Consider the following 12,678-nt stretch of genomic DNA (forward strand, 5'->3'; position numbering starts at 1 on the left):
CCGGCCGAGCAAAGCCTATAATTTTGATTTCGCTGAAGCTTCGCTTTCAGGTAGCCTGTTCCCCGAAACGGCTTGCCTTCGCCTTGAACGACCGATTTTAAGGAGTTGAGTTATGCGTTTGCTCCGCCGCGTTGGTTTCTCCGCTCTCCTGATTGCTGTTGCCCTCTCTGCCGCTTATTTTGCGAACACCACCCGCCCGCCGCAAAATCCCGCTGCCCGCGCCAAAGCTGTTCGGCTGCCTGAAACCATGCCGCCGCCCGCATCGGCACAGGTCGGCAACGCGGATAAGGCGCCGCCCATCGTCCGCGCCGCCCGCAGCCAAATCGGCCAAACCGTGCGCTATGACCCCGCCTATACTGCGCTAGATTATCCGATGGGCGATGTGCCGATAGCAAAAGGAGTGTGCACCGATGTGGTGATTCGCGCACTGCGGCAGCAGGGCATAGACTTGCAGCAGCTGGTTCACCAAGACATGAAAGCGAATTTTTCCGCCTACCCGAACCGCTGGGGGCTAAAACGCCCCGACCCGAATATCGACCACCGCCGCGTGCCGAATCTGGAGGTTTATTTCGCGCGGCACGGCTGGGCGGCGCAAGACGGATACCGTGCGGGCGACATCGTTACTTGGCGGCTGGCGGGCAGCGGGCTGCCGCACATCGGCATCGTATCCGACCGCAAACAGGGTGATACACCGCTGATTATCCACAATATCGGCGCAGGCACGCGTGAAGAGGACATCCTGTTCCGCCACGAAATCGTCGGCCATTTCAGGCAGCCCGCCCAATATGGCGCCGTGAAGTGGCGGTGCGGCCAAGCCTGATGCTGTTTTTTAGGTAGCCTTCTCATGCCAAGCAGGCTACCTGAAATCAAAATCTGTCTAACAAAGAAACGAATATGACCACACCCGACAACACCGTCCGCCTTTCCAAACGCATGGCCGAGCTCGGCCTCTGTTCGCGCCGCGAAGCCGATGCCTATATCGAGCGCGGCTGGGTGAGCGTGAACGGCGAGAAAGCCGTGCTCGGCCAAAAGGTGGGCGCGGACGACCGCATCGAGCTGCACCGCGCTGCGCACGAAGAACAGGCCGGGCGGGTGACCATCCTGCTGCACAAGCCGGTGGGCTTCGTGAGCGGGCAGGCCGAAAAAGGCTACCGCAGCGCCGCCGAGCTGATTACCGAAGCCAACCATTGGCCGGAAGACCGCAGCCCGCAAAAGTTTAAAGCGGCACATCGCCACGGCCTCGCTCCCGCCGGCCGGCTGGATATCGACTCGGTCGGGCTGCTGGTGCTCACGCAAGATGGACGCGTGGCCAAAAGCCTGATCGGTGAAAACAGCGGTGTGGAAAAAGAATACCTGGTGCGCGTGAAGGGCAAACTTTCCGAAGAAGGCCTGCGCCTGCTGAACCACGGCCTGAAGCTGGACGGTGAAGCGTTGCGGCCGGCCAAGGTGTCGTGGCAAAACCAAGACCAGCTGCGCTTTGTGCTGAAACAGGGCAAAAAACGCCAAATCCGCCGTATGTGCGAGCTGGTGGGGCTGCGCGTGGTGGGGCTCAAGCGCATCCGCATCGGCAAGGTGAAACTCGGTGCACTGCCGCCGGGGCAGTGGCGCTATCTGGCGCCGCACGAGCGGTTTTGATTGGGAAGATAGCGGATTAAAATAAGAATGCTACAGTGTTGTCTCGCCTAGCTGTACTACCTATACTGTGTCCGCGGCTCGCCGCCTTGTCTCATTCTTATTTTAATCCACTATGAATATGCTAAAGGCTACCTGAAAATACGGCACGGCAGAGTTTTTGCGAAGTTGGAGTTTCAGGTAGCCTTTAGTGTATTCATTTTGGACAGGTGTTGTGATTTCAGGTAACGTGTATGCCGTGTTCTTCGCTTGTTCCTGCAGTTGGTTTGAGAAAAACTGCAATCAAAGCTATACGCCCGGGCGACGGCTATGGCAAAATGCCTGCTTGATTTTATTTCTGTATATTTTAAGGAGTGCCACCATGTCCATCAGCAATGTAGTTCGCATGATTGAAGAGAACGATGTCCGTTTCGTTGATTTGCGATTCACCGACACTAAAGGCAAACAGCACCATTTCACCGTGCCTGCCGCAGTGGTGCTGGACGATCCGGAAGAATGGTTTGAAAACGGCCATCCGTTCGATGGTTCGTCTATCGGTGGCTGGAAGGGCGTTCAGGCCTCCGATATGCTGCTGCGCCCCGATCCGGCCACTGCCTTCATCGACCCCTTCTACGACGATGCCACTGTGGTGCTCACTTGCGACGTGATCGACCCGGCCAGCGGCCAGGGCTACGACCGCGACCCGCGCTCCATCGCCCGCCGAGCCGAAGCCTATTTGAAAGCCAGCGGCGTGGGCGATACGGCCTATTTCGGCCCCGAGCCTGAATTTTTCGTGTTCGATGGCATTGAGTTTGAAACCCATATGCACAAAGCCCGCTTCGAAATCAGCTCCGAAAGCGCCGCGTGGTCGAGCGGCCTGCATTTGGACGGCCAAAATACTGGCCACCGCCCGATGGTGAAAGGTGGCTACGCCCCCGTTGCGCCGGTGGATGCCGGGCAGGATTTGCGCTCCGCCATGGTCAATACCTTGCAGGAAATCGGCATTGAAGTGGAAGTGCACCATGGCGAAGTGGGCACCGGCAGCCAGATGGAAATCGGTACTAAATTCAGTACCTTGGTACACCGTGCTGACCAAACCCAAGACATGAAATACGTGATCCACAACGTGGCGCACAACTTCGGCAAAACCGCCACCTTCATGCCCAAACCTTTGATGGGCGACAACGGCAGCGGTATGCACGTGCATCAATCCATTTGGAAAAACGGCCAAAACCTCTTCGCCGGCGACGGCTATGCCGGCTTGAGCGACACCGCCCTTTACTATATCGGCGGCATCATCAAGCACGCCAAAGCGCTGAATGCCATCGCCAACCCCTCCACCAACTCCTACAAACGTCTCGTGCCGCATTTTGAAGCGCCCACCAAGCTGGCTTATTCCGCCAAAAACCGCTCCGCTTCCATCCGCATTCCCACCGTGCACAGCGTGAAAGCCCGCCGCGTTGAAGTGCGTTTCCCGGATCCTACCGCGAACCCCTATTTGATGTTCGCCGCGCTGTTGATGGCTGGGCTGGATGGTATCCAAAACAAAATCCATCCCGGTGATCCGGCCGACAAAAACCTCTACGACCTGCCGCCGGAAGAGGATGCATTGGTGCCGACCGTGTGTGCCTCTTTGGAAGAAGCCTTGTTCGCCCTCAAAGCCGACCACGAATTCCTCCTGCGCGGCGGCGTGTTCAGCCAAGACTGGATCAACAGCTACATCGCCTTCAAAGAAGAAGACGTGCGCCGCATCCGCATGGCGCCGCACCCGCTGGAATTTGAAATGTATTACTCGCTGTAAGGCAGAATGAAAAGGCTACCTGAACAATCAGGTGGCTTTTTTATACCGAATGTTTGCCCTGGCTGCTGCCTTTCGCAGGTTCAGGTAGCCTTTGTCCCATGATTGCACGAGACAAAATGGCGGCAGATTGAGCAAAATCGGATAGTTTGGAGCAGAGGAATGCCAGTATGATGCCACCTGTTTTAAATTATCCAAGCAATAAGGAACACATCATGGGCGCACGCCGCAAATTTCCGATTCCGCTCAGTTATTTCAGCACCACCATCGGCCTATTCGCGTTGGGTTTGTCGTGGCGCTATGGCGCAGCGGCAGGCCTGATGCCGGCTTGGCCGAGTGAATGGCTGCTGGCAGCGGCGTTTGTGGTGTGGTTGGTGCTGGTGGCGGCTTACGTTTGCAAGATATTGGCTTATCGCGATGATTTTTTAAGCGACTTAACTGATTTGGTGCAATGCTGTTTTCTCAGTGCCATTCCGATTACCACCACCTTGGCAGGCATTGCTGGACTGCCGTATGCCGCCGGGGCGGCACGCGTGCTGGTGTATGCCGGCATTTCTGGGCAGCTGGCGTTTGCCATGTATCGTGCTGCCGGGCTGTGGCGCGGGCTGCACAGCTTGGCAGCCACTACGCCGGTGATTTATCTGCCTACGGTGGCCGCTAATTTCGTGAGTGCCACGGCGCTAGATGTGCTGGGGAGGCATGATTATGCGGTGTTGTTTTTCGGTGCGGGGCTGCTGTCTTGGTTTAGCCTGGAGGCGGCGATTTTAGGCAGGCTGCGCACGGCGGTGGCGGTTGCACCGCAAGTGCGCGGGATAGTGGGCATCCAGCTTGCGCCGGCCTTTGTGGGCTGTGGGGCGTATTTTGCGGTGAACGGCGGCGCAATCGACATTTTTGCGCTGGCCTTGATGGGATACGGCTGTTTGCAGTTTCTGCTGTTGCTGCGCCTGCTGGGCTGGTTTGCCGAGGGCGGGTTTAGCATGAGCTGGTGGGGCTTCTCGTTCGGCTTGGCGGCCATGTGCGGCTGCGGGTTGCATCTGCTGGAGGCGGGCAGGTTGGTGTGGCTGGGCACGGTGCTGGCGGTAAGTGGCTCGGCTGGGGTAGCACTGTTGTTGGCGGGAACGTTGTATTTGGTGTGGCAGGGGCGGTTTTTGGTGCGTTAGGCTGCTAAAGGTTAAAGGCTACCTGAAAACGGTTTATACGGTTTCAGGTAGTCTTTTTGTAGCAGAGGAAGGTATCAGAGCAAATCCAATTGCGCTAAAGCCCGTTGCAGCTGGTCGGCCGTCCAGTGGTTGCTGGCAGCGAGGGTCATGAGGGCGGTGGCGGTTTCGATATTGCATTTGCCGCCGCCCACCGCGCCGGCCTGGCGCAGGGCGTTGCCTTGGGCGTAGGCGGTGCCGGTGCGGCCGTGGTGAGCTTGGCTGATGTTGAGTAACAGGCCGCCGTTTTGGCTGAAGTGTTGCACGGCGGCGAGCAATTCGGGGCTGGCGGGGGCGTGGCCTTGGCCGTAGGAAAGCAGGATGGAGGCTTCTTGGGGGAAGTGGCGCAGGCTGTGGGCGATTTGCTCGGGGCTGCTGCCGGGGGTGAGCAGGTGGCTGCACACACGGGCGGCGGGGTTGAAACGGGTGGGCAGGCCGCTGAGGCGGCGGAGCGGGGTGTTTGGCTGCCAGGTGTTGAAGTGGGCGTTGTCGAAGCCTTGGTCGAGCTCGGTGCTGCATTTACTGCTGCCGATAGCGGGATAGAGCTGGCCGCCGAAGGCGATAACGGTGCCGTGCAGTTGGGGATTTTGCAGGGCGGCAATGGCGGTGTGGAGGTTGGCCGGGGCATCGCTGTTGGCGGCGTGGTAGGGCTTTTGCGCGCCGGTGAGGACGATGGGTTTGCCGCCGCTGTCGAGTGCAAGGGCGAGGAAATTTGCGGTGTAGGCGAGGGTGTCGGTGCCGTGTAAGATGAGGATGCCGTCGTGCTCGGGCAGGGCGGTTTGCAGGATGGCGAGCCATTCTGCCCAATGTTGTGGGGTGATGTTGGAGCTGTCGATCAGGGGCTGGCAGATGTGCCAGTGAAAAACGGCTTGTTCGGCATAGGGCTGCAGGGCTTGTTCGGCGAGCTCGGCATCGGGCACAAGGCCGGTGGGGCTGGGCTTCATGCCAATGGTGCCGCCGGTGTAGAGGACGAAGATTTTTTGCATGGCGGGATGTTTTACTGGAAATGGGATATGGGATTATAGGGGCTAGCTGAAAAGTTGGGGTAGGGGGATTGGAGTTTCTTTTTCAGGTAGCCTTGGTGTGATTGAGGGAATGGATTAAAGGCTACCTGAAAAGTTTTTTGCTTTTCAGGTAGCCTTTTAGTTAGCTGATGGAGTTACTGAACTTTAATCAGTTTAACATCGAATACCAGCACGGAGTTGGGCGGAATGCTGGGGTTGCCTTTGTCGCCGTAAGCGAGTTCGGCGGGGATGTAGAGGGTGTATTCGCCGCCTTCTTTCATCAGCTGCAGGCCTTCGGTCCAGCCTTTGATCACGCCGTCAAGTTTGAAGGTGGCCGGTTCGCCGCGCTTGATGGAGCTGTCGAACACGGTACCGTCGAGCAATCTGCCTTCGTAGTGTACGGTTACAGTGCTCTTGGCAGTGGGCTGTTTGCCGGTGCCTTCGGTTTTCACGCTGTATTGCAGGCCGGAGGGCGTAGTTTTCACGCCTTCTTTGGCTTTGTTGGCTTCGAGGAAGGCTTTGCCTTCTTCCTGCTGGCGGGTGGCCAGTTTGCCCATCTGGGCAGTGTGGTATTGCTGCAGGATGTTGTTGGCTTCTTCATCGCTTACAGGCAGCGGCTGGCTGGCCATACCGGCCTGCAGGCCTTTAATCAGGGTAGCTTGGTCGAAATCCAAGATGGTGTTGGCGTCGCCCAGCTGTTGGCCTTGGAGGTAGCCGATGAGGTAGCTGGCTTTTTGCTGATCGGTCATGCCGGCCAATACGTCGGAGGCAGCGGCAGGGCCTGAAGCGGCAGCGGGGCCGGAGGCAGCTGAAGCGGCGGCAGGGGCTGATGAGGTCGGAGCAGAGGCGTTGCTGGAAGTGGGCTGTTGGTTACAGGCGGCCAGGGCGAATACCACGGCGGCGGCCAGCAGGCAGGTGCGGAATGTGTTGGTTTGCATAAAACTCCCTAATGTGAATGAAAAGAAACAACAGCGGGCATTACATCATTTCCGCCGTGCTGTTTCAATCGGTTTTACCTGAATTAAAAGGCCTCGGCTTGTTTTTTCGCGGCGGAAGTGATGAAATCCCGCCTTTCTACCGAATACACTGAAAGATTTGTTATGCAACCCGTTTGCCTGCCGCGCGGCCCGATTATGGCCGATGTTGCCGCCCACCGCCTGAGCGAGGAAGAAAAACAACGCCTGCTGCACCCCGCCGTGGGTGGCGTGATTTTGTTTCGCCGCAATTACCAAAACCGCAGCCAGCTTCAGGCTTTGTGTGCCGAAATCAAGGCTTTGCGTACGCCGGAGTTGGTGATTGCCGTGGATCATGAGGGCGGGCGCGTGCAGCGCTTTATCGAAGGCTTCACCCGCCTACCGGCCATGAGCACGCTGGGCGGCATTTGGGAAAAGCAAGGCCAAGCAGCGGCAGAAGCGGCGGCGGAACAGGTGGGTTGGGTGTTGGCGACAGAATTGCGCGCTTGCGGGGTGGACTTATCGTTTACGCCGGTGTTGGATTTGGATTGGGGGCAGTGCGCCGTGATCGGTAACCGCAGTTTCCACTGCCAAGCCGACACCGTTACCACGCTGGCACTGGCGCTGCAACGCGGGCTCAACCGTGGCGGCATGCAAAGCTGCGGCAAACACTTCCCCGGCCACGGCTTTGTTGTCGGCGACAGCCACCATGTGTTGCCAGAAGACCCGCGCAGCCTGGCCGAACTGATGGAGGCAGATATTCAGCCTTTCCGTGCTTTGGCTGCCGAAGGCATGGCCGCCGTGATGCCCGCGCATGTGGTGTACCCGCAGGTAGACAAACAACCTGCCGGTTTTTCGAGCATCTGGTTGAAGCAAATTTTGCGCCAGGATTTGGGCTTCAACGGCGTGATTTTTTCCGACGACCTCACCATGGAAGGCGCCAGCATGGCCGGCGGCATCCGCGAGCGGGCAGCGCAATCTTTCGCGGCCGGTTGCGATATCGTGTTGGTGTGCAACCGCCCCGATTGGGTAGACGAACTGCTCGAAGGTTTCAGGCTACCTGAAAACCCGCAATTAGCCGACCGCTGGCAATACATGGCTGGGCGCGGCACACCAAGTGATTACGCCGCAGTAATGCAGCAGCCCGAATTCCAAGCCGCCCAAGCCTTCACCGCCGCACTTTCCTCGCCGCAAGATTTGGCCGGCGGGGTGAAAGTGGGCGAGGCGTTTTAAGGAGGATACCTATGTTAAACCCGAAAATTTTCAGCCTGCCGGAAGAAGAGCTGCTGGTAAAAGACGTGCCGCAGGGCTATGCCATCGTTTCCGACCAGGTTGCCAAAGAAGGCATGCCGATCCGTTTCCTGTATCGGGAAGAGCCTGATTCGGCCTTCCCGCCCGATAGCGGCTGGCGGATGTTTTCCAGTTTTGAAGACGATGATTATGCCGAAAATGCGGCCAACTTCCACCTCTACAGCCTGCAACGCATGGCTAACTACCAGCCGGCGATCGCCAAATTGCTGCACAGCTCCACCGGCTCGGTGTTTGAGCAGGATTTACACCAGCCGGATTTTGTGGCGGTGAGCGATTGGGAGATTCCGCAGGAGTGAGCTTGGTGTCATCATTGTGATGGCGGGCGGTATAGAGGCTACCTGAAGTGGTTTTTTGATTTTCAGGTAGCCTTTTGTTGTGGCCGGGCAAACCAGGCTGATCAATTAGCTTGTGGCCAATTCAAAATATTTCTGCATCACCAACAGGCTGGTGATCAGTTCTTGCCTGCTATTGAAGAAGGGCTGCATATAGGCGTTGGCGTTGCGGATGATGCGTTCGGCGGCATCGGGGTGTTGTTGGTAGAAGGCGAGTTTTTCTTCGAAATCGCTGTAGTCGGGCTGGAGGTGGACGTAGTGGACTTCAGGCTGCAGCAGGCCCTCCAGCAGCCAGGTTTCGTAGGCGGGGGGGGTCATGAAACAGAGGGAGCGGGAGGCGAGTATCCATTTGAGGTTGGTGGCGACGTCGTTGCCTTCGATGCTGAGGATGTATTTGTATTGCAGCTGTTGGCCTACGCTCATGAAGCTGCGGTGGTAGGGCTGGCCGATGGATTGTTTGTGTACGCAGCCGACGTCGCACAGAGGGTGGTTGTGGTATTGGCGCAAGAAGTGCAGGCGTTGTTCTTGGAAGGCGGCGCCGCGCCAGACGAGTTGGTTGCGTTTGGCGGCAAATGGGGTGCGGTCGGGGTAGATGTAGAAATGGCGCACGCTGTCGAGCTTGAGTAAAACGGAGTATTGGTTGTCGCTCCGGATAGGGCGGCTTTTCACGAAGGCGGGCTGGGCGGAGATGTGGGTGACATCGCCGAATTCGTAGGCGAAGCGGGCTTCTGCCGGGAAGTAGCGCAGGAGGGTGGCGAGGTCGTAGTAGTAGGCGGAGGTGTGGCTGCCGCGTTTGAAGTTGCCGGCTTGGCCTACCGGGGTGAGGCTAGCTGAAAGGGTAAACGGCTGGTTTTGCCGGTTGCAGTAGTCCACGCGCTGCCGGATTTGCTGCTGGGTTTCGCTGGGGAGGCGGGCAAACTCGGCCAATACGGGCTCGATGGATTTGGCGAGTAAGCGGTGTGGCAACAGGCCGAATGGGCTGTGGCGGGTGTAGTAGGCGAGTTTGTGCAGGCGGCGGTGGTAGATGCCGAGATCGATGGGCATGGCGGTTTAGCAGGGTTGTATCAGTTGTTTGGCTTCCTGGCGTTTGAGCTTCCAGCCGTGGGAGTAAACGAGGCAGGTGAGGTAGTATTTTGATTCTATGCGGAATAGGGGGATGAAGAAGAAGGTGAATTTGGTGTAGGCATTGGTGATGTGTAGATTAACGCGGTTGTTGCAGTTGCCGCAGAGGCAGCTTTCGCCGAGGTCGTCAAAATAGCCTTTACTGCCCCAGATGAAGATCATGGCGATTTCTCTTTGTACTTATATGGTTATGTGTGAAAGCCGAGCCAGCACGTTGCGGCCGGCTCGGCTGGTTTGGCTTATACGATTTCGGCTTTGGTGATCACTACGGGCTCAACCGGCACATCGTCGTGGTAGCCGTGGCGTTTGGTGGCAACACCTTCGATAGCATCAACTACATCTTGGCCTTCCACCACTTTGCCGAATACGGCGTAGCCCCAGCCGTGCAGGCTGGGGGAGGTGTGGTTGAGGAAGTCGTTGTCTTTGGTATTGATAAAGAATTGAGAGGAGGCACTGTGCGGGGCCTGGGTACGCGCCATGGCGAGGGTGTATTTATTGTTTTTCAGGCCGTTTTGTGCTTCATTTTTAATCGGGGCGCGGGAGGGCTTTTCCTGCATGTTTTCGTCCATGCCTCCGCCCTGAATCATGAAACCTTTGATCACGCGGTGGAAAATAAGGCCGTCGTAGAAGCTGTCTTTCACGTATTGTTCGAAGTTGGCAGCGGTTTCGGGGGCTTTTTCGTGGTCGAGCTCGATGCCGATAGTGCCGAAGTTGGTATGGAGTTTGATCATGTTTGCCGTCCTGTAATGGGTTGGAGGAAAGGGAAGAGGTTACCTAAAAAACAGTTTGGGGTTTCAGGTAGCCTTTTTATGTTGGGATTATTGCGAAAGAACGCGCACTTGGCGGATAACGATGGGCGTGCGCGGCACGTCTTGATACATATCCACTGTGCCGGTGGGAATACCGGCGATTTTGTCCACCACTTCCTGCCCGGCGGTTACTTTGCCGAACACGGCATAGCCATAGCCACGTGCAGTGGGGGCGGTATGGTTGAGGAATTCGTTGTCTTTCAGGTTGATGAAAAACTGGCTGGTGGCGGAGTGCGGCTGGGCAGTGCGCGCCATGGCGATGGTGTAGCGGTTGTTTTTCAGGCCGTTGGCGGCTTCGTTATCGAGGGCGCGACGTATGGGGGCTTTTTCGGCCATTTGGGCGGTGAGGCCGCCGCCTTGAATCATGAAGCCGGGGATTACTCGGTGGAAGATGGTGCCGTTGTAAAAGCCGCTGCAGGCGTAGGCGAGGAAGTTTTCCACGGTTTTCGGTGCGCGGGTTTCATCCAAGGAAAGCTCAATATTGCCTTGGCTGGTTTCAAGCAACACGCGGGTTTCGGCATGGGCGGCGAGGGCGGAGCAGCCGAGTGTGGCGGCCAGGATGAGTGTGCGGAACGGTTTGTTCATGATATTGGTTAAGATATGGAAATGAATAAAGGCGTTAGGGTAAAGGCTACCTGAAAATTTTGCAAGCATGGCTAAAGTATTTCTGCCGGCCGCGTTAGCTGGCGTTGCGGTATTGCTCATGCTGTTTGCAGCCCTCGCCTGGCAAGAAGAAAGAAAGGCTTTCACTGCCATAGAATGCCGGTTATGGTGGGGAGAGTTGTTTGCAATACAGAACTCATTGATTGTGTTAAAATCGCCCGCTTTTTACATTCTAATTTTCCGCAAAGGCACACCCATGATTTCCACTTCCGGCATCACCATGCAGTTTGGCGCGAAGCCGCTGTTTGAAAACGTCTCCGTCAAATTCGGCGAAGGCAACCGCTACGGCCTCATCGGCGCGAACGGTTCGGGCAAATCCACCTTCATGAAGATTTTGGGCGGCGATTTGGAGCAGACCAGCGGCGAAGTGGCGATTGAACACGGCGTGCGTTTGGGCAAGCTGCGCCAAGACCAGTTTGCCTACGAAGACATGCGCGTGCTGGACGTGGTGCTGATGGGGCACACCGAAATGTGGGCGGCGATGACCGAACGCGACGCGATTTACGCCAACCCCGAAGCCACCGAAGAAGACTATATGCACGCGGCCGAACTGGAAGCCAAGTTCGCCGAATACGACGGCTATACCGCCGAAGCGCGCGCCGCCGAATTATTGAGCGGCGTAGGCATTGCCGAAGAACTGCACAACGCCACCATGGCGGAAGTTGCCCCGGGCTTCAAGCTGCGCGTGCTGCTGGCGCAAGCCCTGTTCTCCAAACCCGACGTGTTGCTGTTGGACGAGCCGACCAACAACTTGGACATCAACACTATCCGCTGGCTGGAAGGCGTGCTGAACCAATACGATTCCACCATGATTATCATCAGCCACGACCGCCACTTCCTGAACGAAGTCTGCACCCACATGGCGGATTTGGACTACAACACCATCACCGTTTATCCCGGCAATTACGACGACTATATGCTGGCCAGCGCCCAATCCCGCGAGCGTGCGCTGAAAGACAACGCCAAAGCCAAAGAAAAATTGCAGGAACTGCAAGAATTTGTGGCACGCTTCTCTGCTAATAAATCCAAAGCCCGCCAAGCGACCAGCCGCTTGAAACAGGCCGACAAAATCAAAGCCGAAATAGTGGAAGTGAAACCCTCCACCCGCCAAAACCCGTATATCCGTTTTGAAACGGACGAGAAAAACAAGCTGCACCGCCAAGCCGTAGAAGTGGAAAACCTGGCCAAATCGTTCGACAAAACCCTGTTTGAAAAATTGTCTTATATTTTGGAAGCAGGGCAACGCCTCGCCATCATCGGTCCGAACGGCGCGGGTAAATCCACCCTGCTGAAACTCTTGGCCGGCGCGTTTGACGAAAAACTTTCCGATGTCAAACCCGATGCAGGCTGCATCAAATGGGCGGAAAAAGCCACCGTCGGCTACTACCCGCAAGACCACGAAAACGACTTCGACGTGGACATGGACCTGACAGAATGGATGCGCCAATGGGGGCAGGAAGGCGACGACGAACAAGTGATTCGCGGCACGCTCGGCCGCCTGCTGTTCGGCAGCAACGACGTGGTGAAAAAAGTGAAAGTGCTCTCCGGCGGCGAAAAAGGCCGCATGCTCTACGGCAAACTGCTGCTGCTGCGCCCCAACGTGCTGATTATGGACGAACCGACCAACCACATGGACATGGAAAGCATCGAATCGCTGAACATGGCGCTGGAAAAATACAAAGGCACGCTGATTTTCGTGTCGCACGACCGCCAGTTTGTATCCTCGCTCGCCACGCAGATTATCGAGCTCGACGGCAAAGGCGGCTATGAATATTATCTGGGCGATTACGAAGGTTACTTAGCCAAGAAAGGCTTGGTGTAACCCCAAAAGGCTACCTGAAAGAGAAATCAATTTTCAGGTAGCCTTTTGCAGATGGTT

At 56.9% G+C, this 12,678-nt stretch carries 13 protein-coding genes; 7 read left to right on the top strand and 6 right to left on the bottom strand.

Annotated elements, in window-relative coordinates; translation table 11 throughout:
• Nucleotides 1-247 precede the first annotated feature (247 nt).
• From A7P99_RS01280 to tehA, 4 genes are all read left to right on the top strand, one after another.
• Nucleotides 248-820, top strand: a complete 573-nt coding sequence (locus A7P99_RS01280; RefSeq protein ID WP_231863708.1) for a DUF1287 domain-containing protein — start codon at nucleotides 248-250, stop codon at nucleotides 818-820.
• A gap of 74 nt (nucleotides 821-894) precedes the next feature.
• Entirely contained in the window at nucleotides 895-1,635 is a 741-nt protein-coding gene (locus tag A7P99_RS01285) for a pseudouridine synthase (RefSeq protein WP_067527636.1), read from the top strand.
• 358 nt (nucleotides 1,636-1,993) lie between these two features.
• A complete protein-coding gene (gene glnA, locus A7P99_RS01290; protein ID WP_067527638.1) occupies nucleotides 1,994-3,412 on the top strand; it encodes a type I glutamate--ammonia ligase in 1,419 nt (472 codons plus the stop codon).
• 212 nt (nucleotides 3,413-3,624) lie between these two features.
• Nucleotides 3,625-4,569 (top strand): dicarboxylate transporter/tellurite-resistance protein TehA, encoded by a 945-nt coding sequence (gene tehA, locus A7P99_RS01295; RefSeq protein WP_067446745.1) that lies wholly within the window; start codon nucleotides 3,625-3,627, stop codon nucleotides 4,567-4,569.
• 74 nt (nucleotides 4,570-4,643) lie between these two features.
• Here the strand turns inward: tehA and A7P99_RS01300 are convergent, their stop codons facing one another.
• Both A7P99_RS01300 and A7P99_RS01305 read right to left on the bottom strand, forming a co-directional pair.
• Nucleotides 4,644-5,591: an asparaginase gene (locus A7P99_RS01300; protein ID WP_067527642.1), complete on the bottom strand. Its 948-nt coding sequence runs from the start codon at nucleotides 5,589-5,591 to the stop codon at nucleotides 4,644-4,646.
• A gap of 173 nt (nucleotides 5,592-5,764) precedes the next feature.
• Nucleotides 5,765-6,547 carry an FKBP-type peptidyl-prolyl cis-trans isomerase gene (locus tag A7P99_RS01305; RefSeq protein WP_067446749.1) on the bottom strand — a complete coding sequence of 261 codons (783 nt, stop codon included), beginning with the start codon at nucleotides 6,545-6,547 and terminating at the stop codon, nucleotides 5,765-5,767.
• Nucleotides 6,548-6,709: 162 nt separating this feature from the next.
• Between A7P99_RS01305 and nagZ the strand changes: the two genes are divergently transcribed.
• Nucleotides 6,710-7,795, top strand: a complete 1,086-nt coding sequence (gene nagZ, locus A7P99_RS01310; protein WP_067447350.1) for a beta-N-acetylhexosaminidase — start codon at nucleotides 6,710-6,712, stop codon at nucleotides 7,793-7,795.
• 11 nt (nucleotides 7,796-7,806) lie between these two features.
• Nucleotides 7,807-8,169 (top strand): DUF2185 domain-containing protein, encoded by a 363-nt coding sequence (locus A7P99_RS01315; RefSeq protein ID WP_067446751.1) that lies wholly within the window; start codon nucleotides 7,807-7,809, stop codon nucleotides 8,167-8,169.
• A 105-nt stretch (nucleotides 8,170-8,274) separates the two neighbouring features.
• Here the strand turns inward: A7P99_RS01315 and A7P99_RS01320 are convergent, their stop codons facing one another.
• The 4 genes from A7P99_RS01320 to A7P99_RS01335 form a co-directional block, all read right to left on the bottom strand.
• Complete coding sequence (locus A7P99_RS01320; protein ID WP_067446752.1) at nucleotides 8,275-9,249, bottom strand: glycosyl transferase family 90; 975 nt, start codon at nucleotides 9,247-9,249, stop codon at nucleotides 8,275-8,277.
• 6 nt (nucleotides 9,250-9,255) lie between these two features.
• Nucleotides 9,256-9,489 carry a zinc-ribbon domain-containing protein gene (locus A7P99_RS01325; RefSeq protein WP_067446754.1) on the bottom strand — a complete coding sequence of 78 codons (234 nt, stop codon included), beginning with the start codon at nucleotides 9,487-9,489 and terminating at the stop codon, nucleotides 9,256-9,258.
• A 77-nt stretch (nucleotides 9,490-9,566) separates the two neighbouring features.
• Nucleotides 9,567-10,058 carry a peptidylprolyl isomerase gene (locus A7P99_RS01330; RefSeq protein ID WP_067446756.1) on the bottom strand — a complete coding sequence of 164 codons (492 nt, stop codon included), beginning with the start codon at nucleotides 10,056-10,058 and terminating at the stop codon, nucleotides 9,567-9,569.
• Between the two features lie 87 nt (nucleotides 10,059-10,145).
• Nucleotides 10,146-10,721 carry a peptidylprolyl isomerase gene (locus tag A7P99_RS01335; protein ID WP_067447352.1) on the bottom strand — a complete coding sequence of 192 codons (576 nt, stop codon included), beginning with the start codon at nucleotides 10,719-10,721 and terminating at the stop codon, nucleotides 10,146-10,148.
• Between the two features lie 274 nt (nucleotides 10,722-10,995).
• On the opposite strand from A7P99_RS01335, the gene A7P99_RS01340 reads away from it, so the two are divergent.
• Nucleotides 10,996-12,621, top strand: a complete 1,626-nt coding sequence (locus A7P99_RS01340; protein WP_067447354.1) for an ABC-F family ATPase — start codon at nucleotides 10,996-10,998, stop codon at nucleotides 12,619-12,621.
• The last annotated feature ends 57 nt before the right edge of the window (nucleotides 12,622-12,678 follow it).

The organism is Eikenella sp. NML120348 (assembly GCF_001648435.1).
Taxonomy (GTDB): Bacteria; Pseudomonadota; Gammaproteobacteria; order Burkholderiales; family Neisseriaceae; genus Eikenella; species Eikenella exigua.

Coding starts and splice junctions, on each gene's coding strand:
- glnA (WP_067527638.1), top strand. CDS start 1,994: ATGTCCATCAGCAATGTAGTTCGCATGATTGAAGAGAACGATGTCCGT.
- tehA (WP_067446745.1), top strand. CDS start 3,625: ATGGGCGCACGCCGCAAATTTCCGATTCCGCTCAGTTATTTCAGCACC.
- A7P99_RS01300 (WP_067527642.1), bottom strand. CDS start 5,591: ATGCAAAAAATCTTCGTCCTCTACACCGGCGGCACCATTGGCATGAAG.
- A7P99_RS01335 (WP_067447352.1), bottom strand. CDS start 10,721: ATGAACAAACCGTTCCGCACACTCATCCTGGCCGCCACACTCGGCTGC.
- A7P99_RS01330 (WP_067446756.1), bottom strand. CDS start 10,058: ATGATCAAACTCCATACCAACTTCGGCACTATCGGCATCGAGCTCGAC.
- A7P99_RS01280 (WP_231863708.1), top strand. CDS start 248: ATGCCGCCGCCCGCATCGGCACAGGTCGGCAACGCGGATAAGGCGCCG.
- A7P99_RS01285 (WP_067527636.1), top strand. CDS start 895: ATGACCACACCCGACAACACCGTCCGCCTTTCCAAACGCATGGCCGAG.
- A7P99_RS01315 (WP_067446751.1), top strand. CDS start 7,807: ATGTTAAACCCGAAAATTTTCAGCCTGCCGGAAGAAGAGCTGCTGGTA.
- A7P99_RS01340 (WP_067447354.1), top strand. CDS start 10,996: ATGATTTCCACTTCCGGCATCACCATGCAGTTTGGCGCGAAGCCGCTG.
- A7P99_RS01320 (WP_067446752.1), bottom strand. CDS start 9,249: ATGCCCATCGATCTCGGCATCTACCACCGCCGCCTGCACAAACTCGCC.
- nagZ (WP_067447350.1), top strand. CDS start 6,710: ATGCAACCCGTTTGCCTGCCGCGCGGCCCGATTATGGCCGATGTTGCC.
- A7P99_RS01325 (WP_067446754.1), bottom strand. CDS start 9,489: ATGATCTTCATCTGGGGCAGTAAAGGCTATTTTGACGACCTCGGCGAA.
- A7P99_RS01305 (WP_067446749.1), bottom strand. CDS start 6,547: ATGCAAACCAACACATTCCGCACCTGCCTGCTGGCCGCCGCCGTGGTA.